This is a genomic window from Methylobacterium sp. J-090, from assembly GCF_022829345.1.
Lineage (GTDB): Bacteria > Pseudomonadota > Alphaproteobacteria > Rhizobiales > Beijerinckiaceae > Methylobacterium.
Map to the genome: position 1 here is coordinate 21,765 of NZ_JAKSXV010000020.1, position 19,036 is coordinate 40,800.

Annotated in this window: 18 protein-coding genes; 8 read left to right on the top strand and 10 right to left on the bottom strand. The window is 69.7% G+C overall.

Translation table 11 applies throughout. From position 1 onward, the window contains the following. Window positions 1-218: 218 nt before the first annotated feature. The 3 genes from MKK49_RS02180 to MKK49_RS02190 all read right to left on the bottom strand — a co-directional run bounded on the left by MKK49_RS02180 (window position 219) and on the right by MKK49_RS02190 (window position 4,764). On the bottom strand, window positions 219-1,652 hold the full coding sequence (locus tag MKK49_RS02180) for an SPOR domain-containing protein (protein ID WP_244026424.1): 1,434 nt from the start codon (window positions 1,650-1,652) through the stop codon (window positions 219-221). 30 nt (window positions 1,653-1,682) lie between these two features. Beyond that, window positions 1,683-3,431 (bottom strand): arginine--tRNA ligase, encoded by a 1,749-nt coding sequence (argS, locus tag MKK49_RS02185; RefSeq protein WP_244026425.1) that lies wholly within the window; start codon window positions 3,429-3,431, stop codon window positions 1,683-1,685. A gap of 85 nt (window positions 3,432-3,516) precedes the next feature. After that, entirely contained in the window at window positions 3,517-4,764 is a 1,248-nt protein-coding gene (locus MKK49_RS02190; protein ID WP_244026426.1) for a deoxyguanosinetriphosphate triphosphohydrolase, read from the bottom strand. Window positions 4,765-4,874: 110 nt separating this feature from the next. Between MKK49_RS02190 and MKK49_RS02195 the strand changes: the two genes are divergently transcribed. Both MKK49_RS02195 and MKK49_RS02200 read left to right on the top strand, forming a co-directional pair. Continuing rightward, complete coding sequence (locus MKK49_RS02195) at window positions 4,875-5,201, top strand: HesB/IscA family protein (RefSeq protein WP_244026427.1); 327 nt, start codon at window positions 4,875-4,877, stop codon at window positions 5,199-5,201. A gap of 108 nt (window positions 5,202-5,309) precedes the next feature. Beyond that, window positions 5,310-7,097: a hypothetical protein gene (locus MKK49_RS02200; RefSeq protein ID WP_244026428.1), complete on the top strand. Its 1,788-nt coding sequence runs from the start codon at window positions 5,310-5,312 to the stop codon at window positions 7,095-7,097. Window positions 7,098-7,102: 5 nt separating this feature from the next. On the opposite strand, the gene MKK49_RS02205 is transcribed toward MKK49_RS02200, so the two are convergent. The 5 genes from MKK49_RS02205 to MKK49_RS02225 form a co-directional block, all read right to left on the bottom strand. Beyond that, window positions 7,103-7,801 (bottom strand): aspartate/glutamate racemase family protein, encoded by a 699-nt coding sequence (locus MKK49_RS02205; protein ID WP_244026429.1) that lies wholly within the window; start codon window positions 7,799-7,801, stop codon window positions 7,103-7,105. 77 nt (window positions 7,802-7,878) lie between these two features. Further along, window positions 7,879-8,757: a LysR family transcriptional regulator gene (locus tag MKK49_RS02210; protein WP_244026430.1), complete on the bottom strand. Its 879-nt coding sequence runs from the start codon at window positions 8,755-8,757 to the stop codon at window positions 7,879-7,881. Between the two features lie 20 nt (window positions 8,758-8,777). Next, a complete protein-coding gene (gene rnd / locus MKK49_RS02215) occupies window positions 8,778-9,929 on the bottom strand; it encodes a ribonuclease D (RefSeq protein WP_244026431.1) in 1,152 nt (383 codons plus the stop codon). Between the two features lie 157 nt (window positions 9,930-10,086). After that, window positions 10,087-11,082: a lipase family protein gene (locus tag MKK49_RS02220; RefSeq protein WP_244026432.1), complete on the bottom strand. Its 996-nt coding sequence runs from the start codon at window positions 11,080-11,082 to the stop codon at window positions 10,087-10,089. A gap of 12 nt (window positions 11,083-11,094) precedes the next feature. Beyond that, on the bottom strand, window positions 11,095-11,730 hold the full coding sequence (locus MKK49_RS02225) for a hypothetical protein (RefSeq protein WP_244026433.1): 636 nt from the start codon (window positions 11,728-11,730) through the stop codon (window positions 11,095-11,097). A 335-nt stretch (window positions 11,731-12,065) separates the two neighbouring features. Here MKK49_RS02225 and aspS point away from each other — a divergent pair, with 335 nt between their 5' ends. The 6 genes from aspS (at window position 12,066) to MKK49_RS02255 (ending at window position 18,058) form a co-directional block, all read left to right on the top strand. After that, a complete protein-coding gene (gene aspS, locus MKK49_RS02230) occupies window positions 12,066-13,880 on the top strand; it encodes an aspartate--tRNA ligase (RefSeq protein WP_244026434.1) in 1,815 nt (604 codons plus the stop codon). Between the two features lie 76 nt (window positions 13,881-13,956). Beyond that, window positions 13,957-14,841 (top strand): glycosyltransferase family 2 protein, encoded by an 885-nt coding sequence (locus MKK49_RS02235; RefSeq protein WP_244026435.1) that lies wholly within the window; start codon window positions 13,957-13,959, stop codon window positions 14,839-14,841. Next, window positions 14,838-15,902, top strand: coding sequence for an acyltransferase family protein (locus tag MKK49_RS02240; RefSeq protein WP_244026436.1), 1,065 nt, complete (start codon window positions 14,838-14,840; stop codon window positions 15,900-15,902). The genes MKK49_RS02235 and MKK49_RS02240 overlap by 4 nt, the downstream gene beginning before the upstream one ends. Next, window positions 15,899-16,210 carry a hypothetical protein gene (locus MKK49_RS02245; protein WP_244026437.1) on the top strand — a complete coding sequence of 104 codons (312 nt, stop codon included), beginning with the start codon at window positions 15,899-15,901 and terminating at the stop codon, window positions 16,208-16,210. Before MKK49_RS02240 ends, MKK49_RS02245 begins: the two co-directional genes overlap by 4 nt. A gap of 124 nt (window positions 16,211-16,334) precedes the next feature. Further along, window positions 16,335-17,366: a hypothetical protein gene (locus MKK49_RS02250; RefSeq protein ID WP_244026438.1), complete on the top strand. Its 1,032-nt coding sequence runs from the start codon at window positions 16,335-16,337 to the stop codon at window positions 17,364-17,366. Then, window positions 17,363-18,058, top strand: a complete 696-nt coding sequence (locus tag MKK49_RS02255) for a hypothetical protein (protein ID WP_244026439.1) — start codon at window positions 17,363-17,365, stop codon at window positions 18,056-18,058. Before MKK49_RS02250 ends, MKK49_RS02255 begins: the two co-directional genes overlap by 4 nt. Window positions 18,059-18,064: 6 nt before the next feature. Here MKK49_RS02255 and MKK49_RS02260 read toward each other — a convergent pair whose 3' ends face one another. Beyond that, complete coding sequence (locus MKK49_RS02260; RefSeq protein WP_238280594.1) at window positions 18,065-18,319, bottom strand: DUF3297 family protein; 255 nt, start codon at window positions 18,317-18,319, stop codon at window positions 18,065-18,067. A gap of 48 nt (window positions 18,320-18,367) precedes the next feature. Continuing rightward, window positions 18,368-18,994, bottom strand: coding sequence for a CatB-related O-acetyltransferase (locus MKK49_RS02265; RefSeq protein WP_244026478.1), 627 nt, complete (start codon window positions 18,992-18,994; stop codon window positions 18,368-18,370). Window positions 18,995-19,036: the final 42 nt, after the last annotated feature.

Genomic DNA, 19,036 nt, shown 5'->3' on the forward strand with positions numbered 1-19,036 from the left:
CGTCCTGCGGTGTTTCGGGAATGCCGGTCGGCGGCCCCGGCGAATCATCCGGCGCCAGACCGGAGAGCGTCGAAGGGCGCGGCCCGCGCCGCAAGACCAAAGCCGCCTGTGGCGCCGGGATGGGGCGGACCTGCGACCGAAGGGCGTCAGACCGGAATAGGCACGCGCAACCCGGTCGAGGCAGCGCGCGCCGGGGCTGTGCGGCCTCGTTCGCGCCTCTAGTTCTTGGCCACGAAGCACTGGCCGCCGGCACCCTGAAGCTGGGTGCACAGGCTCGTCGCCTCGTTCTTGCCGAGCGGTCCGACGCGGACGCGGTAGATGGTCTTGCCATTAACCTCGGCCTGACGGATCAGGGCCGGCTGGCCGGCGAGCTGGGCGTACTTGCCCTGCATCTGCTTGAAGGCGGTCTGGGCCTCGCCGGCGCTGGTGCGCACGCCGAGCTGGACCGAGAAGGAGCCGGCGGCGGGCGCGGGCGAATCCGCCACCGTGGCGGGCGGCGGGCTCACGGCGGCGGTGGTCTCGGGTGCCACGGCCGCGACGCGCTGGGGCGCCTTGACGCGGGGCGTGGGCGCAGGCGCGGGGACGACCGGCTCGGGCGCAGGGGCCTCGGCCATGGGCGTCGCCGTCGGCATCGGCGTCGACAGGGGAGCGGACACCCGCGCGGTACGGGGTCGCAGGGAACCGGCGGGCGTGGTGCCCTCGGCGGATGCTCCCGGCAGGGTCATGGTCGGGATCACGGAGGTGGGCGCGGCCTCGGCCACGTCCGCCTGCGGCGGCGGGACGGGCGTGTCGGGCTTGACCGAGACGGTGCGGACCCGGCGCGGTTCGCCGAGGGATTCCGTCAGGGTGCCGGTCTGCTGCGGGCCGGCGCCGCCGGTGGTGCCCGCGGCACTTCCCGGGGTCGCGCCGCCCTCGGTGCGCTGGGCCGAGCGGGCGGCCTGCGCCACGTCGAGGGGCTGCTCCTCGCGGTTGACGATGCGGATCTGTCCGTCCTTGGCGGTGCGGTCGTAGATCTGCTTGTTCTGGTCGGGAATCTCGACGCCGTCGGCCTTCTGCGGCGCGATCTTCAGGGGCGCGGTATCGGCCAGGATGGTGGGTACGCCACCGCTGTTGCCGCCGCCCGCATGCAGGCCGCGCCAGGCGAGGCCACCGGTGATGCAGACGGCGAGCACGCCGAGGCCGGCGCCGACGGAAACGAGGCGGCTGCGCTGGCGCGGCCGGTCCTGCGCGGGGCGCTCCCCGGAGGCGAACGCGTCCTGCTCGGCCTGGGGCGCGGAATCGGCGCCGTGGCTCGGATAGGGGTCCTGTTCCACGGAGGCGAGATACTGGTCGAAGGCATCCGTCGGCGAGGACGCGGCGGCCGGCCGATAGGCCGGGGCCTGCGCCGGAGCGTCGACGAAGCTCGGCTCGATGCGCCGGCCCGCGGCCGCGTCGGACCGACCGTCGCGGGCCTCGAGGATGGCGCGGAACGGATCGTCCTGGCCGACGATGCGGGCGAGTTCGGCGAGAGGATCGGATTTGGCGTGAGACTGCGGCGCGCGGACGGCCTGCCCTTGCGCGCCCCCCTCTTGCGAGGCGGGCCCTTGAGGCTGCTGCAGATCACGCGCGAAGGCGTCGAAATCGACCGTCGCTCGCGAAGCGTTCGTCGTCATGGCAGCATTCCCCTTCACGCCGCGGTCACCTCACCGCATTTCGTCCGGCGCGGTGACGCCCAACACCGCGAGGCCGGAGGCAATCACGCCCCGCAATGCCTCCACGAGGGCCAATCGGGCCCGTGTCGAGTTTCGGTCGGTTGGATTAACAAACCGTAATTGCGGCAAGTCTTTGCCCTTGTTCCAGAAACCATGCAGCGAAGACGCCAGCTCGTAGAGGTAGAACGCCACGCGGTGCGGCTCGTGCGCTCCGGCCGCCGCCTCGATCACGCGCGGATACTGGGCGATGAGCCGCATGATCTCGGCTTCGCCGGCATCCGTGAGCAAGGACAGGTCGGCCTCGCGCAGCAGGTCACCGCGCGAAAAATCCTCGCCCGGCATGGCCTCCCGGGCCTGGCGGAACACCGAGAAGCAGCGCGCGTGTGCGTACTGCACGTAGAAGACCGGGTTGTCCTTGGATTGCTCGACCACCTTGGCGAGGTCGAAATCCAGGGTCGCGTCGTTCTTGCGGTAGAGCATCATGAACCGGATCGCGTCGCGCCCGACCTCGTCGACCACCTCCGCGAGGGTGATGAACTCGCCGGCGCGCTTGGACATCTTCACGGGTTCGCCCGCGCGCAGCAGCCGCACGAGCTGACACAGCTTGACGTCGAGGGCGGCGTGCCCTCCGCTCACCGCCTTCACCGCCGCCTGCATGCGCTTGACGTAGCCGCCGTGGTCGGCGCCCAGCACGTCGATGAGGTCGGTGGCCCCGCGCCTGATCTTGTCGCGGTGGTACGCGATGTCGGAGGCGAAATAGGTGAACGAGCCGTCGGATTTCAGGAGCGGCCGGTCGACGTCGTCGCCGAACTCGACGGTCCGAAACAGGGTCTGCTCGCGGTCCTCCCAATCCTCCGGCAGCTGGCCCTTGGGCGGCGGCAGCCGGCCCTCGTAGACGAGGCCCTTCTCGCGCAGCTCCGCCAGGAGGACGGGCACCGCGTCCTTCAGGGTGGCCTCGGAGAAGAACACGTCGTGGTGGATGCCGAGCCGGGCGAGGTCGCCCCGGATCAGCTCCATCATCGCGTCGATGGAAAAGGCCCGCACGACGGGAAGCCATTCGGTCTCGGACTGCTCCACGAGAGTCCGGCCATACGTCTCGGCCAGGGCCCGGCCCACGGGCACGAGGTAGTCGCCCGGATAGAGCCCCTCCGGCACCGGCCCGACCGCCTCGCCCAGCGCCTCGCGGTAGCGAAGGAAGGCGGAGCGCGCGAGCACGTCGACCTGCGCGCCGGCGTCGTTGATGTAGTACTCGCGCGTCACGTCGCGGCCAGACGCCACGAGGAGGTTGGCGAGCGCATCGCCGAACACCGCCCCGCGCCCGTGGCCGACATGCATCGGCCCCGTGGGATTGGCCGAGACGTACTCGATGTTGACCTTCCCCCCCGGCATGGCGCCGCGGCCGTAGGCATCGCCTTCCGAGAGCGCCGCCCGCACCACGGCGTGGAACAGGCCCGGCGCCAGCCGCAGGTTGATGAAGCCGGGCCCGGCGACGCTCGCCTCGACCACGTCCGGGTCCTTGCGCAGCTCCGCCGCCAGGGCTTCGCCCAGCGCCTTTGGATTGGACTTGGCTTCCTTGGCCAGCACCAGGGCGGCGTTGGTGGCGAGATCCCCGTGACTCGCGTCGCGGGGCGGCTCCACCACCACGCGCGACAGGTCGAGTCCCTCGGGGAGCTGCCCGGCCCGGATCAGGCCCTGCACGGCCGCGCGCACGCGCGCCTCGAAGGTGGCGAAGATGTTCATGGTCGTGACGAATCCGCTTGCGGGCGCCCGTCGCAGGAACGGCCGCTGTCTCAAGCCGGCGGCATAGCAAGGGGGGGCACGGGTGTCACGGCTCGGCGAGCGGCAAGCCCTTGCTCTCGGGACTCCAGTGCAGGTCGGGCGTCGTCGGAAACAGGCGCTTGTGGGCGAGCACCGCGTAGGTGTCGGTCATGCCGGCGATGTAATCGGCGACGCGCCGGGCGACGCGGCCCGCACTCGCGCCGTCCAGCCCGGCCGACCACTCCTCCGGCATCGCACCGGGCTCGGCGGTGAAGCGGGAAAACAGGTCGGCGACGATGATGTCGGCCTTGGCGCGCACGGCCAGCACGCCGGGATGGCGGTACATGCGGGCGAACAGGAAGGTCTTGATCGCCGCATCCGCCGCCGCGATGGCGGGCGAGAAGGCGATGACGGGGGCGGACGCCGCGCGGATGGCGGCAACGTCGCCCGGCGCCAGGGCGGCGATGCGGCGCCCGCTCTCGGCGATGACGTCCTCGACGAAGCGGGTGATCACCCGCCGCGCCAGTTCGTGAATTTTTCGGGAGGGGTCGAGGCCGGGATGGAGGCCGTCGATCTCGGCGAGGATCTCGGCGAGGAACGGCACGGCCTCCAGGTCGGCGAGATCGAACAGGCCGGCGCGCAGGCCGTCGTCGAGGTCGTGGCTGTCGTAGGCGATGTCGTCGGCGAGTGCGGCCGCCTGCGCCTCCGGCCCAGCGAAGCACGCGAGTTCGAGATCGTTCAGGCCGTCGTATTCGAGGATCGCGGCCGGGATGCCGCGCGCCGCCCAGCGCGGGGTCGGCGTTCCGTCGGCCTCCAGCAGGGGACCGTTGTGCTTGACCAGGCCCTCCAGGGTCTCCCAGGCGAGGTTCAGCCCGTCGAAGCCGGCATAGCGCCGCTCCAGACGAGTGACGATGCGCAGGGCCTGGGCGTTGTGGTCGAAGCCGCCGTGCGCGCGCATCAGCGCGTCCAGCGCATCCTCGCCGGTGTGGCCGAAGCAGGTGTGACCGAGGTCGTGGCTGAGGGCGAGTGCTTCGGCGAGATCCTCGTCGAGGCCGAGGGCGCGGGCGAGCGCCCGGGCGATCTGGCTCACCTCCAGGGTGTGAGTGAGGCGGGTGCGGTAATGGTCGCCCTCGTGGTGCACGAAGACCTGGGTCTTGTGCTTGAGACGCCGGAAGGCGGAGGAATGGATGATCCGGTCGCGGTCGCGCTGAAAATCGCTTCGCGTCGGCGAGGACGGCTCGGGGATGTGGCGTCCGCGCGTGCGCGCCGGATCGGTGGCGTAGGGCGCGCGCCAGCGCTCTCCGTTGTGCCTCACTGATGGTCCCCCTGCCCCGGCCCGTGTCGCGCTGCGTTGCGGCGCGTGTCCGGCAGGCTTATCTTGTGCCGTACACCGTTTCTGGCAATCGACGAGACCCGAGCATCACGATGGCCGACATCACCCTGACCCCCCGCGCCGCCAAGCGCATCAACGAGATCATGGGCAAGGAGCCGCCGGGCGCCTCCCTGCGGATCAGCGTGAACGGCGGCGGCTGCTCGGGCTTCTCCTACGCCTTCGACATCGAACGGGCGCGGGCGGCCGACGATGTCGCCATCGAGCGCGACGGTGCCACGGTCCTCGTCGATCCCATGTCGCTCGAGTACATGAGCGGAGCGGTCATCGATTTCGTCAACGACCTCATCGGCCAGTCGTTCAAGATCGAGAACCCGCTCGCCACCGCCTCCTGCGGCTGCGGCACGTCGTTTTCCCTGTAGCGGCGCGCACCTCTCAGCGGACCAACCGGCATTTGCCACGGGCGCCGAAACGCGGCACGGATGCGCCCTCTCCTCGAAGCGCCGTTCGCCAGCGATCCGGAAAACTCCATGATTCCCTCGAAAGGCCGCCCCCTCCTGCGCTGGGCGACCGGCGTCTCGGCCTGCGTCCTCGTTCTTCTCGGCGCCGGCCTGCCGACACTTCCTGGGGCCGCCTGGGCCCAGGAAGCGGCCTCCGCCGTTCAGGACGTGGCCCTGACGGACGTGACCTTGCCGCTGGGCGACGCGGTGTTGAAGGCCGCGCGCGTCACCGTGAGCGGCACGCGCCTGTCGAAGGACGAGCTGCTCGCCCTGCTCCGGCCCGGCCCCGAGCCCGTGGCGGCGCGCCTCGCCCGGCTCGATGCGGCGAGCCTCGTCATCCCGGACCTGCGCGTCGAGGGTACGCGCGAAACGGTGACCTACCGCGACGTGGTCGCCAAGGACGTGCGCGCCGGGCGGATCGCGGAGCTCACCTCCGCCGGGGCACTCCTCACCGTCGAGGGCGACCGCAAGGGCGCCGGGTCCTACGGCGCGCTCCGAGCCACCGATCTCGATCTCGCCGCCCTGGCCCGGCTCTACACCGAGCCGGGTGACGGAAAGGGGGCCCTGCAGCGGATCTACGGCGCATTCTCCGTCGCGGACGTGGCCTTCGTCGACGCGAACGGCACGGCGGTGAAAATCGCCCGCATCCTGGGACGCGACCTCAGCGCCCGCCCGGTGCCGGGCACCTGGGCCGGCGCCCTCAAGGCGCTCACCGCCCCCGGCCTCGCCGAGGCGCCGCCGGCCACCCGGGCCAAGCTCTCGGCCACGGCGGCCGATCTCGCCGAATCGGCAACCCTGGGCGGCTTCGAAGCCACGGGCCTCAGCATCCAGCACACCAAGGGCCCAGCCCCACTCAACCTCGGCATCGGCCGCATTCTCGTCGGCGGCTCGGATGCGAGTCTCCAGGACATCGTCCTCACGAGCAACGGGATCGACGCCAAGCTCGCGCGCCTGTCGCTCAACGGCTTCTCCCTCGCCCCCACCATCGCGGCCCTGCGCAAGCTCGCAGCGATGCCCGACGCCACCGACGAGGACCTGCGCCGGCTCACTCCGGTGATCGGCACGGTGGCCCTGACGGATCTCAGCCTCGATCTTTCAGGCGAAGCGGGCGCCAAACCTGCGGACCCGGCCGTGAAGGCCGAGCCGATGCATGTCGGCCTGCGCACGGCCGCGATGAATTTCGGTGCGCCCCGCGACGGCGTCCCCACGGCCGGGCGCGTCAACCTGTCGGGCCTGACCCTGCCGGCCTCCGCCGTGGCCGGCGTGCCCGGCCTCGGCTCCCTCGGCCTCTACGGCTACCGCGACCTCGATCTGACCGTGGTGGCCGACACGGCCTGGGACGCGGCGGCCAAGGAGCTCAAGCTCGGTGAAGTCTCGATCTCGGGCAAGGACATGGGCACGGTGCGGATCAATGGCATGCTCGGCGGCATCGGCCCCGAGGTGTTCGATCCCGATGCGGGCGTGTCGGGCTTCGCCATGCTGTCGGCCACGGCGAAGGCACTCGATCTCACCATCGAGAATACCGGCCTGTTCGAGCGCTTCATCGCGGCCCAGTCCAAGGTGCTCAGCCTGAAGCCCGAGGAGCTGAAGCAGGAATACGCCACGGCGAGCCTCTACGGCGTGCCGGCGATCCTCGGCAATTCGGCCGGCGCCAAGGCCATCGGCGCGGCCATGGGCCAGTTCGTGGCCAAGCCCGGCACCCTGTTCCTGAGCGTCCGGCCCAAGAACGGCACCGGCATCGGCATGCTGGAGTTCAGCGCCGCCCCGACGCCCGCCGCCGTCCTCGACCGCCTGACCATCGACGCCAAGGCGAATTGACGCGGCTACGCGGCCCGGCGCACGGGCGTATCGCAGGCCCCGATGCAGGCCCGGGCGAGCGCCTCGGTGGCATCGAGGAGGGGGTCTCCGAGGCTCTCGCCGGACGCGGCGAGGGCCAGGGGAATCTCCGTGCAGGCGAGCACCACCTGCCCGCAGCCGGTTGCGATCAGGCCTCGCGCCTGCGTGCGCAAGAGGAGGCCGGCCTCGGCCATGGCACCGGCCTTCGCGAGGCGGATCGCCCGCATCACCGCGTCCTGATCCTCGGGGGCCACGCAGGCGAAACCGTGCCGGGCCAAGCGCTCGGGATAGAGTCCGGCTGTGAGGGTCCCACTGGTGGCGAGCAGCCCGACGGGCCCACCGCGATACCCCCGGGCGATCAGCGCGTCGGCCACGGCCTCGACGATGTGCAGGATCGGCAGGGCCGTCCGCGCCTGGAGCGCAGCGTGCCAGTGGTGCGCGGTGTTGCAGGGAATCGCGATGCGGGTGGCGCCCGCCGCCTCCAGGCGGCGCAGGCCCGCCGCCATGGCGGGCAGGGGATCGGGACCGCCCCCGAGGATGGCCCGGGTGCGGTCGGGGATGTCGCAGGCCTGGAGCACCAGGGCTCCGGGATGGTCCTGATCGCGCATTGCCGGGGTGGCGTCCACGAGCTTGCGCATGAAGTCCACGGTGGCCATCGGCCCCATGCCGCCCAGGATTCCCAGCATCGTTCCCTCCCCGTCCGTGCGACGGGACGAGGCATGACGCAGCGCGGCACGCGGGGCCAATGCCGTGTCGGAACGCCTTATGCGATCTGCGAATAGTCTTCGGCCGCTGCCCAGACCGCCTCGACGGCGGCACGGGTACGGGCGCGGCTGCGGTAGAGCCGGATCTCCAAGGGCACGTCGGGTCCGGCCGCGACCAGCCGGCCCTCGGCCAATTCCCGGGTGACGAGGCTGCGCGGCACAAAGGCGAGCCCGTGGCCCTCCAGGGCCATGGCTTTCAGCGCCTCGGCCATGGCGTTGGTGTGGGCGATCCGCCCCGGCGGGGCCGCCCCTTGCGCCTGCGCGAACAGGCTCACGCGCCCGAGGAACGTGTCGGCCGCGTAGGCCAGGAGCGGGGCCGGCGCCTCCGCCGTGGGGGCCGGCAGGCCGGGACTGTGCACCGCCACCAGCCCGTCCGCCCCGACGACGCGGTGCGGATAGAGGTCCGGGTCGAGGAGGATCGGCACGCTCGGGTGGTGGAAGGTCAGGAGGAAGTCGTAGCCGCCTTCGGCGATGGCCTGGAGGCAGTTGTGAAAATCATCCGGCAGCAGACGCGTTCCGATGGGACCCGTGCGCGCTTCGATGGTCCGGAACCAGGCGGGGAAGAAGGCGAGCGACAGGGTGTGGAGGGCGGTGACGCTCACCACCGGCCCGCCCGCCCCGGTGCCGGCGCGGAGATCCACGCGGCTCGCATGGAGCATCCGCACGGTCTCCTCCGCCGTCTCGCGGAAGCGCCGGCCCGCCGGGGTCAGGGTCGTGGGGTAGGTGCTGCGGTCGATGAGGCCGACGCCGAGCCAGAGTTCCAGGGCCTGGATCCGGCGGCTGAAGGCCGATTGCGTGACGCGGCGCGCCTCGGCCGAGCGGGAGAAGCTGCGAGTCTCGGCGAGGCTGAGGAAATCCTCCAGCCATTTCAGCTCCACCGCGCGCTCCCCGGCGACCGTTAATCCAGTTCGCGCACCACCACGCGCCCACGCTCGGCCGAGAGGGCGAGGCGGCCGGCCTTGAGGGCCAGCGCCTTCTCGCCGAACAGGGCCCGGCGCCAGCCGTGCAGCACGGCCACGTCGGCCTCGTCGTCGTCCGCGATGGCTTCGAGATCGTCCACGGAAGCGATGATCTTCGGGGCGACGCCTTCGGTCTCGCACACGGCCTTCAGAAGCACCTTGAGCAGTTCGACGAGGGCCCCGTTGCCGCCGCGGCTGCGGCTGCGCTCCGGCAGGGCGATGTCGGCGAGGTCGCGGGCGAAGCCGCGCTCGACGGCGGCGAGGATGTCGGTGCCCGTGCGTGAGCGCTCGAAGCCGGCGGGAATCGAGCGCAGGCGTCCCAGGGCCTCGACGCTGCGCGGCGCCGAGGAGGCGACATCGATCACGGCCTCGTCCTTGAGGATGCGCCCGCGCGGCACGTTGCGGCTCTGCGCCTCGCGCTCGCGCCAGGCGGCGACCTCGATGAGGACGGCGATTTCGCGGGGCTTGCGCATGCGGCCGGCGAGACGCCGCCAGGCCTGCGACGGGTCGGCCTTGTAGGTCTCGGGCGAGGTGAGGACGCTCATCTCCTCGTCGAGCCACTCGCCCCGGTCGGTGGACAGGAGCTGGCCGGCCAGAACCTCGTAGACCTTCACGAGGTGGGTGACGTCGGACAGGGCGTAGGTCAGCTGCGCGTCGGAGAGCGGCCGGCGCGACCAGTCGGTGAAGCGCGAGGACTTGTCGATCTTGGCCTTCGCCACGTCGTTGACGAGTTGCTCGTAGGAGACCGAATCGCCGTAGCCGCACACCATGGCGGCCACCTGCGTGTCGAAGAACGGCTGCGGCAGCAGGCCGCCGAGCAGCCAGATGATCTCGAGATCCTGCCGGGCGGAGTGGAACACCTTGACCACGCCCTCGTCGGCCATCAGCGCGAAGAACGGCGCGAGGTCGAGGTCGGGTGCGAGCGGATCGACGAGCACCCCCGACCCGTCCGGCCCCGCCATCTGGATGAGGCAGAGCTTCGGATAGTAGGTGGTCTCGCGCATGAACTCCGTATCGACGGTGACGAAGGGGTGCGCGGCGAAACGGTCGCAGGCCTCGGCGAGGGCGTGCGTGGTCGAGATCAGGTCCATGGAATTCGGCTATATCGGAGGTTGACCCCGCACGCGAGATCGTATCGCCGAATCGGTATTGGATCGTCGCGGGCCCCGATCCGGCTTGCCGGCGCAGGCGCGGGACGGAGTGGCCGACCCGCCGGAGCGCCGCCGAACGGGCCGCGCCTCCGAATCTTCAGCGGAGATAGGCGGGGGGCACCCGGTGCGCGGCGAGGAGAGCGGCAACCGGATGGTCGATCGGCGCGACCACGGCCCCGAGCCCGAGTCGGAACGGCAGCGGCGGAGCGCCGAGCAGGCCGAGGTAGGTGTCGGGCATATGCTGGTGCAGCGTCTCGATCACGAACGCGATCGGCGTGCAGGCGATCGACGGCGGCTCGACGCGCCCCGGAAGCGGGACGGGCGTGCCGATGGCCGTGTAGCCGTAATCCCGCAGGCGCCATGCCGTGGCGTGCAGGGCGAGATCGAGGAGCACGCCGCCCTGGGGAGCCGGCTGGAAGAAGCCGCGGGTGGCCAGCACGTCGTCCCAGCCATACGGCACGCTGTCGAGGGTGTTGTAGACCCGCCTCACCCGGCCGGCCAGCGCGGTCCCCGGACCGAACAGGGCGGCGAACGCGCCGTTGCCGGGCGTCATGCCGGCGAAGGTCGTCACGTCCGCGATTCGGCCGGGATCGCGCCCGGCCAGCCAGAGCGCCAGGACGGGGGCGAGCGTTCCGCCGAGGCTGTGCCCGGTGACCGAGAGGGGGGCGTCGGCGGGCAGGCGGTCGAGGGCCTGCGCGAGTGTGGTGCCGGCCGCGTCCTGCAGGGCGAGGAGGCCGGAGAACCCCGCCCAGGTCCCACCCGAGACCTGCGGATCGGGCCCGCCGGGATCGCTCGGCACGCCGGACGGCCATTCCGCCATCGGACCGAAGGGCGAATCCTGATTGCCGTCCTCCCAGTAGGCCGGGGAGAACGGGTTCGGGTAGGTCCCCCGGATGGCGACGGCATAGCCGCCGTCGCGCAGGTTCCGGGTCAGATAGGCGAAGTTGACCGGCACCATTTCCGCCCGGGCGATCCAGACGGCCTGCCACACCCCATGCGTCAGCGCGTCCCGGTCGAGGTAGTCGGGAATGTCGGCCGGGTGGCCGTAGGCGATCCCGGCCAGCGTCATCAGTTCGGCATCCGACGGGGGCATGGCGCGGCCCCCTCAGCCGGCGATCACAGGGCCGCCACCGATCGGAACGGAATAGGCCGCCGCCGCGATGGGCACGAGGGGACTGCCCTGCTGGCTGACGAAGAACTGCCGGACCGTCGCCGTCGCCAGGAACGTGCTGCCGGCCTGGGGCGTCAGTTGCACGATCCCGCGATTGCCCGCCGACTCGGTTGCCGCAACCGCTTGCGCGACCGCGCTGAGGCCCGTGGCGACGTATTGAACGCCGAAGATGAGCGTCTGATTGGCCGGGATCGACAGATAGATGATCGGCGACGAAGGATTGTTCTGAAAAACCGACGTGTAGTCGATGATCGAAAGGTTGTAATTGACCAGATTGGCCGTGAGCTTGATCTTGCCTCCGGAGGGGGACGCGACGAAAGGCACGGTCGGCAGGTAGCGCAGCTGGATCTGGGCGACCCCGCTGCCCGCCGTATTGGTGACCTGGATGAAGGTGCCCTGGAGGACGAGAGGCACCTGGGTGAAGCCGGGGACGATCGGCTCGCCGAGGATCTCGAACGGAACCGAATACGGTCCGGCACCCAGCGCCTTCACGGCATCGAAATCGGCATCGGAGATGATCAGGTCCGGGGGCAGTGTCGTCTGTGCATTGGGATTCTCGACGATCAGCATGGCGTCACCTCTTTGCGGGGGAAAACGGCATCGATGGTCTGGGCGCAGGCACGCGACGGCTCACGGTCGTTCGGGCATGCGCGCGCACGGCCGACGATCATGGAGCCCGAACGCGTGGCGATGTCGGACTGAGGATCGGGTGATTCTGTTCTTCGACTTCCGGCTGGAACCCTAACCGGGTCGAAATGCACCCGCAAGAATTTTTAAACTCAAGATTTATTGATCGCTAGTTTTACAACCTGAGGGAAAGACGCGGCGAGGGCATACCGCGTTCCCTCACCTTGACTTGCCCGCCCTCGCGTGAATGGTGCCGGGCTCATTCCATAGAGCCCGCCATGCACCGTTATCGTACCCACACCTGCGGGGCGCTCCGCCCCTCGGACGTCGGCCAGACCGTCCGCCTCTCCGGCTGGTGCCACCGCATTCGCGACCATGGCGGCGTGCTGTTCATCGACCTGCGCGACCATTACGGCCGCACGCAATGCGTGGTGGACTCGGACTCCAAGGCGTTCCAGGGGGCGAACCTCGCCCGCTCCGAATGGGTGATCCGCATCGACGGGCGCGTGCGCACGCGGCCCGCCGGCACCGAGAACCCCGACCTGCCGACCGGCACGGTGGAGGTCTACATCGACGACCTCGAGGTGCTCGGGCCCGCCGGCGAGCTGCCGGTGCCGGTGTTCGGCGACCAGGAATACCCGGAAGAAACGCGGCTGAAGTACCGCTTCCTGGATCTCCGCCGCGACAAGCTGCATGCCAACATCATGAAGCGCGGCGCGATCATCGATTCGCTCCGCCGCCGGATGCGCGAGGGCGGCTTCTTCGAGTTCCAGACCCCGATCCTCACCGCCTCCTCGCCGGAAGGCGCGCGCGACTACCTCGTGCCCTCCCGCGTGCATCCCGGAAAGTTCTACGCGCTGCCGCAGGCGCCCCAGCAGTTCAAGCAGCTGACGATGATCGCCGGCTTCGATCGCTACTTCCAGATCGCCCCGTGTTTTCGCGACGAGGATGCGCGCGCCGACCGCTCCCCGGGCGAGTTCTACCAGCTCGACATCGAGATGAGCTTCGTCACCCAGGAGGACGTGTTCCAGTCCGTCGAGCCGGTGCTGCGCAGCGTCTTCGAGGAATTCGCCGACGGCAAGCGCGTGACCAAGGAATTCCCGCGCATTCCCTATGCCGAGTCGATGCTGAAGTACGGCGTCGACAAGCCGGACCTGCGCAACCCGCTGATCATCGCCGACGTCACCGACGAATTTTCGCGCGACGACGTCGCGTTCAAGGCGTTCAAGGGCGTGATCGCGTCCGGCGGCAAGGTCCGGGCGATCCCGGCGACGGGCGCCGCGACCCAGCCGCGCTCGTTCTTCGACAAGCTCAACGATTTCGCCCGCGCCGAGGGCGCGCCCGGCCTCGGCTACGTCATCTTCGAGGATGTCGACGGCGTGCTCACCGGCAAGGGCCCCATCGCCAAGTTCATCCCGGCCGAGGTCCAGGCCCTCATCGCGGAAAAAACCGGGACGAAGGCGGGCGACGCCGTGTTCTTCTCCGCCGGCACCGAGGCCAAGGCGGCCGCACTCGCCGGCAAGGCCCGCATCCGCATCGCGGACGAGCTGAACCTCTCGGATAAAGATCAGTTCGCCTTCTGCTGGATCACCGACTTCCCGATGTACGAGTGGAACGAGGACGACAAGAAGATCGACTTCTCCCACAACCCGTTCTCGATGCCGAATTTCGACCGCGAGGCGTTCCTCGCCCTCGATCCGGCGGACGAGACGACGATTCTGGGCATCAAGGCGTTCCAGTACGACATCGTCTGCAACGGCACCGAGCTCTCGTCGGGCGCCATCCGCAACCATCGCCCCGAGGTGATGGAGAAGGCCTTCGGTCTGGCCGGCTACGGCCAGGACGTGCTGGAGGAGAAGTTCGGCGGCATGCTCAATGCGCTGAAGCTCGGCGCCCCGCCGCACGGCGGCATCGCTCCGGGTATCGACCGCATCGTGATGCTGCTCTGCGGCGAGCAGAACCTGCGCGAGGTGGTGCTGTTCCCCATGAACCAGCGCGCCGAGGACCTGATGATGGGCGCGCCCGCCGAGGCGACGCCGAAGCAGCTGCGCGAACTCCACATCCGCCTGAACCTGCCCGAGAAAAGCGCGTAGGGCGCACTCTCCCTCCCCCGGCGAGGGGGAGGGAATCGCCTCGCGCCCGAGGCGCTCTTGGAGACGTTGCCGAGCCGTGTCGAGCCTCGTCGCCATCGTCGTCACCCATGACAGCGCGCACGCCCTGCCCGGCTGCCTCGCCGCACTCGCCGCCGAGCACGTGCCCGCGCTGGTCGTCGACAATGCCAGCCGGGACGCGTCCGTGGCCCTCGCCGAGGCGGCCGGGGCGCAGGTAGTGCGCAGCCCGCGTAACGAGGGCTACGGCCGGGCCAACAATCGCGGCATCAGGGCCGCCGCCCGGGCCGAGCGCGTCCTCATCCTCAACCCCGACGTGACCTTGCGGCCCGGCGCCATCGATGCCCTGCTCGCCGCCGCCCGCGCCTATCCGGAGGCCGGGCTCCTGGCGCCCCGCCTCGTTGAGCCGGACGGGCGATTCTTCTACCAGCCGCGCTCGCTGCTTGCCCCCTACCTCACCAATCCGAAAGGCAAACGGTCCCTGCCCGAGGGCGACGCCTGCGCGCCGTTCCTGTCGGGCGCCTGCCTGATGATCCGGCGCGACCTGTTCCTGACGCTCGGCGGCTTCGACCCGAACCTGTTCCTGTTCTACGAGGACGACGACCTGTGCCGGCGCGTGGCCGATGCCGGTTACGCCCTCGTCCACGTCCACGGGGCGCAAGCCCTGCACGGGCGCGGACGCTCCTCGGCGGCGGAGCCCGGCCGGGTGTTCCGCACCCGCTGGCATCAGTCCTGGTCGCGCGCCTACGTCTGCACCAAGTACGGCCTGCCGGATCCGAGCCCGGGCATGCTCGCCGTCAATGCGCCGAAGGCGGCCCTGGCGCGCCTCGTCGGGCACCGCGCCCTGTGGGAGCGCTACGGCGGCTCGGCGGCCGGGGCGCTGGCCGCCCTGCGCGGTCGCACCGCCCTCGATCACGAGGGACTGGACCGCGAGGAGTCCGTGTGACCGCGAAAACCTTCGGGCAGGCCCTGGCCCGGCCGCACAACGGTTTCTCGGCCCTGCGCCTCGTGCTCGCCACCGCCGTGGTGATCTCCCACGCCTTCAGCGTCACCAGCGGGCAGCCCTTGGACGAGCCCCTGGCCCGGGCGACGGGATTTTCGCTGGGGGCGCATGCGGTGAACGGCTTCTTCGCCGTCTCGGGCTTCCTCGTCGCCATGAGCCTGGAGCGGCGCGGAGCGCGCGACTACGTGCTGGCCCGCGCCTTACGCATCCTGCCGGGCGTGATCGCCGCGACCCTCATCGTCGCCCTGGTCCTCGGCCCCGCCCTCACCCGCCTGCCCTTGGCCGAGTACCTTCAGGCGCCCGGCCCGTGGCTTTTCATCCGCGACACCCTGACGACGTTCAAGAGCAACGCGAGCCTGCCGGGGGTGTTTTCGGACAACCCCTACCGCTCGCCGCTGGGCACGGTCTGGACCCTGAAGTACGAGGTGCTGTGCTACCTCGGGCTGCTCGTCGCCGGACTCCTCGGCCTCCTGCGGCGCGGACCGGCGCTGGCCCTCGTGGCGGCCCTCGCCGTGGGGCTGGTGGCGGCGGAATTCCTCCATCCCGACCTGTCCGAGGGCGCGGAGACGCGCTTTCGCCTGCCCCTGCTGTTCGCGTCCGGCTCGGCTCTCTATCTCTGGCGCGACCGCCTCCGGCATCGGGCCTGGCCCCTTCTCGCCCTCGCCCTGGCCGCCGCCCTGCTCCACGGCACGCCCCTCTACCGGGCCGCCCTGTTCCTCGCCGAGGCCTACGGCGCCCTCTGGCTGGCCCTGTGCCCGGCCCTGGCCCGCCCGGCCTTCGAGCCGCGCGCCGACCTCTCCTACGGGATCTACCTCTACGGCTGGCCGATCCAGCAGAGCCTGCACGCCCTGATGCCGGCGGCCGCGCCCTGGCTGCTGCTGCCCCCTGCCCTGGCGCTCACCGGGCTCGTGGCGGCCGCGTCATGGGTCGCCGTCGAGAAGCCCGCCCTGCGGCTCAAGGCGCGGGCCCTGAGGGCGCGAGGGCCCCAGGCCGCTGCGTCATGAGCCTCCTGCCCCCGCAGGCGGCCCTGACCCGCGCGGTCGCCGGCGTGATCGCCCACGGCTTCACGGTGGTGGCCCGCAACACCCGGGGCGACAGTTTCTACCTGAAGCCGGAAGGCTGCGCCTTCGCGCTCCGGATCTCCAACCACGCCCGCACCCCGAAGCAGCGCAAAAACCACCCCGACGCCATCGCGAGCCTCGTCATCCGCACTCCGCAGACGGAGCGCAGCGTCGATGCCCTCGTCGAGCAGGCCCTGCTGAATTTCGCGGGTGCGCGCCGGACCCGGGAGGCGGTTCCACCCACCGACTGAGGGGAGCAGATGCCTCCGCGTATCGACAATAAAAAGACAATGAGCCCAGTATAGGTTTTTATTGATATTGTCCTGATACCCTGATACACAACCGATGGTTGGATTCGCTTGCGGAGCCCCGTCGATGTCGCTCTCCCCCGATCACCGCACCAAACTCCTTCGTCTTCGCTCCGCCGTTGCCGGCCTGTCCGTCACCCTCGGCTTCGTGCGTCTGCAGCGGGCGCTGTCCCGCAAGTACGATCCCGACCAGCCCCGCGAGCCGGCGGGAGGCCCCGGCGGGGGACGCTGGGCCTCGAACGGCGGCGGCCAGGGCACATCTGGGCAAAACCCATCGGGGGCGGAGGAGACCGTGACCGAGGACGGATCGCGGGTCCTGTCCCTGCGCATCCGCAGCCAGCCCCATCAGGACTGGGACGAGCAGCACACCGTCATCGCTCCGGACGGTACGCAGACCGTCTTCGAAATGGCGGGTCGGACCCAGACGATCCGCGACGGCGATACCGGGGCGATCCTATCACGGAGTACCCTGATCAAGGGCCGGGCAGAGCCGGACGCCTTCCCGCAGGATGCCCGATCTCCGCGGCCGAAACCGTCAAGGTTCGCGGCAACGGTGAATGCAGGGCTGACCCTCCTGGGAGCCCTGGCCCAACGAATCGTAAGCGGTCCAGCGATCTTCGTTGCACCCGCCAGTGAGTACAAGCGCGGTGATGCGCTGTCGCCTGAAGCAATCTGGGTTGGGGAAGTTGATCAGGACGATCTGAAGGCCGCCTGCCCTCGCCACGGAGAAGTGCAGTCCATGCTGGACAGGAACATGGCAAGCGTTAAGGCGTCCGGACTATACTCGACGCCACAATCTATTGGAATGCGCGTTCATTATTTGATGGCCCAAGATGTCAATTCTCAAAATGATCCAAACTTCGTTGCTGAAACTTCATACGATAGAAATTCAGGGACGGCAGAACGCTATGGAAGAAAAAACATCGTAAGAATCGATATACTTGAAAAAACAAAAGATTCAACAGTCTGCATATATGACCCCAAAACGGGAAATGAAGGGTTTAGATCACGAACTGCCGTTGATTACGCAACAACCGTACAGAGACATTTCCCGAATTACACGCGCTTTATTGTTATTGAAGTTAGGCCAACACAATGACGACAGCGCGCCAAGCCAGAACAATCTTCCGTCCGCTAGCTAGCCGCCATGCCGACTTCGCCTATACCGGTGGGCGTGAACTCTGGCTGACGCCCATTCGCCACACGGTTTCCAGCGTCTTCCTTGATCGTACCTCCAATTCCGATGCGTTCCGAGTCAGGTGGGCGATCCTCGCATCGTTCATCCCGACGCCAAACCGATTCGAGTCGATTGGAAACTGCGCAGGTGACCTCTACCCGTTCGACCAGACTCGGTTCGCATACTGGCATTGGTCCGATTCCGCCACGGTCGAAAGGGCGATCTCCGTGATCGAGACCAATGCCCTGCCGCACCTGCGGTCGCTGAGTGGCCTGGAACGATGGGCGGCCTATTACCGTGAGACGTTCCCGATCGCCCTCGCTGGCTTCCCGGATGAGCGGCTCCTCCTCGACATCGCCCTGGGCAATCTGCAGGCGGCGCGCTCGCAGCTGACCGAACTCCTCCCGCATTTCAGAGAGAACAAGCATCCGGATCAGCCGATCTACCAATACATGCGGAGCCTGATCCTGCCCGTCGCCGAGCCGCTCCTCGCCGACGACCGGCCGGCCCTGGCAGCGATCCTCCACGGCTGGGAATCCGAAAACATCCGCGGCGCGAAGCTCGAGCCTTACTGGGAGCCGACGCCGTTCCCCCTGGAGCGGGCGCCGGTCTGAGCGCCGTCAGCCCTCGGCCGGAGCGTCATCGCGAAAATACGGCTCGACGGGGCCCTTCAGCTTCACCGTCATCGGGTTGCCGGCCCGGTCGAGGGTCTTGCCGGCGGAGAGGCGGACCCAGCCCTCGCTGACGCAATATTCCTCGACGTTGGTCTTCTCGACGCCCTTGAAGCGGATGCCGATGCCGCGCTCGAGGATCTTCTCGTCGTAGAACGGGCTGTTGGGGTTCACGGCGAGGCGGTCGGGGGGCGTGTCGGACATCGTCGGTCGGCCTTGTCGATCGGTTTCGAGCCAGAGCCGGTAAGGGATTCAGGCGCCGCCCGCAACGTTCAGCGTCCCGTTGAGGGTTCTGACCGCCGCGATCAGGTCGTCCGTGCGTCCGCTCTGGAGCAGCGGCACGAGGCCGGCCACCGCCGCGGGCGGCAGGTCCCACCATGCGGTCTCGAGGAGGGCCGCGACGGTGTCGGGATCGAAGCGGTGGCGCACCACACGGGCGGGGTTGCCGGCGACCACGGCGTAGGGCGGCACGTCCCGGCTCACCACGGCGTGGGCCGCCACCACGGCACCATGCCCGATGGTGACGCCCGACAGGACGAGGCAGCCCGAGCCGAGCCAGACATCGGAGCCGATGGTCACGTCACCGCGCGAGGCGTGGTACTCCGCCGGCGCGTCGAGGCCCGGCCACAGGCCCGCCATGGCGGCGAACGGGTAGGTCGAGACCCAGTCGAGGCGGTGCCCGCCGCCCAGCAGGATCTCGACCTTGTCGGCGATGGAACAAAACCGGCCGATCGTCAGCCGCCGGCCGGATTCGGGAAATCGCACCTTCGGGCGTCCGTAGGAGTACGCGCCGATGGAGAACCCGTGGCGTTTCGCCAATCCGGCGAGGTGAATCCGGGTCTCGTTGTGCGGGTTGCGCCCACTCCGCAGGCGGTGCAACAGGGTCTTCAATCGACGCACCCCGGACCCGACCGGAACGGT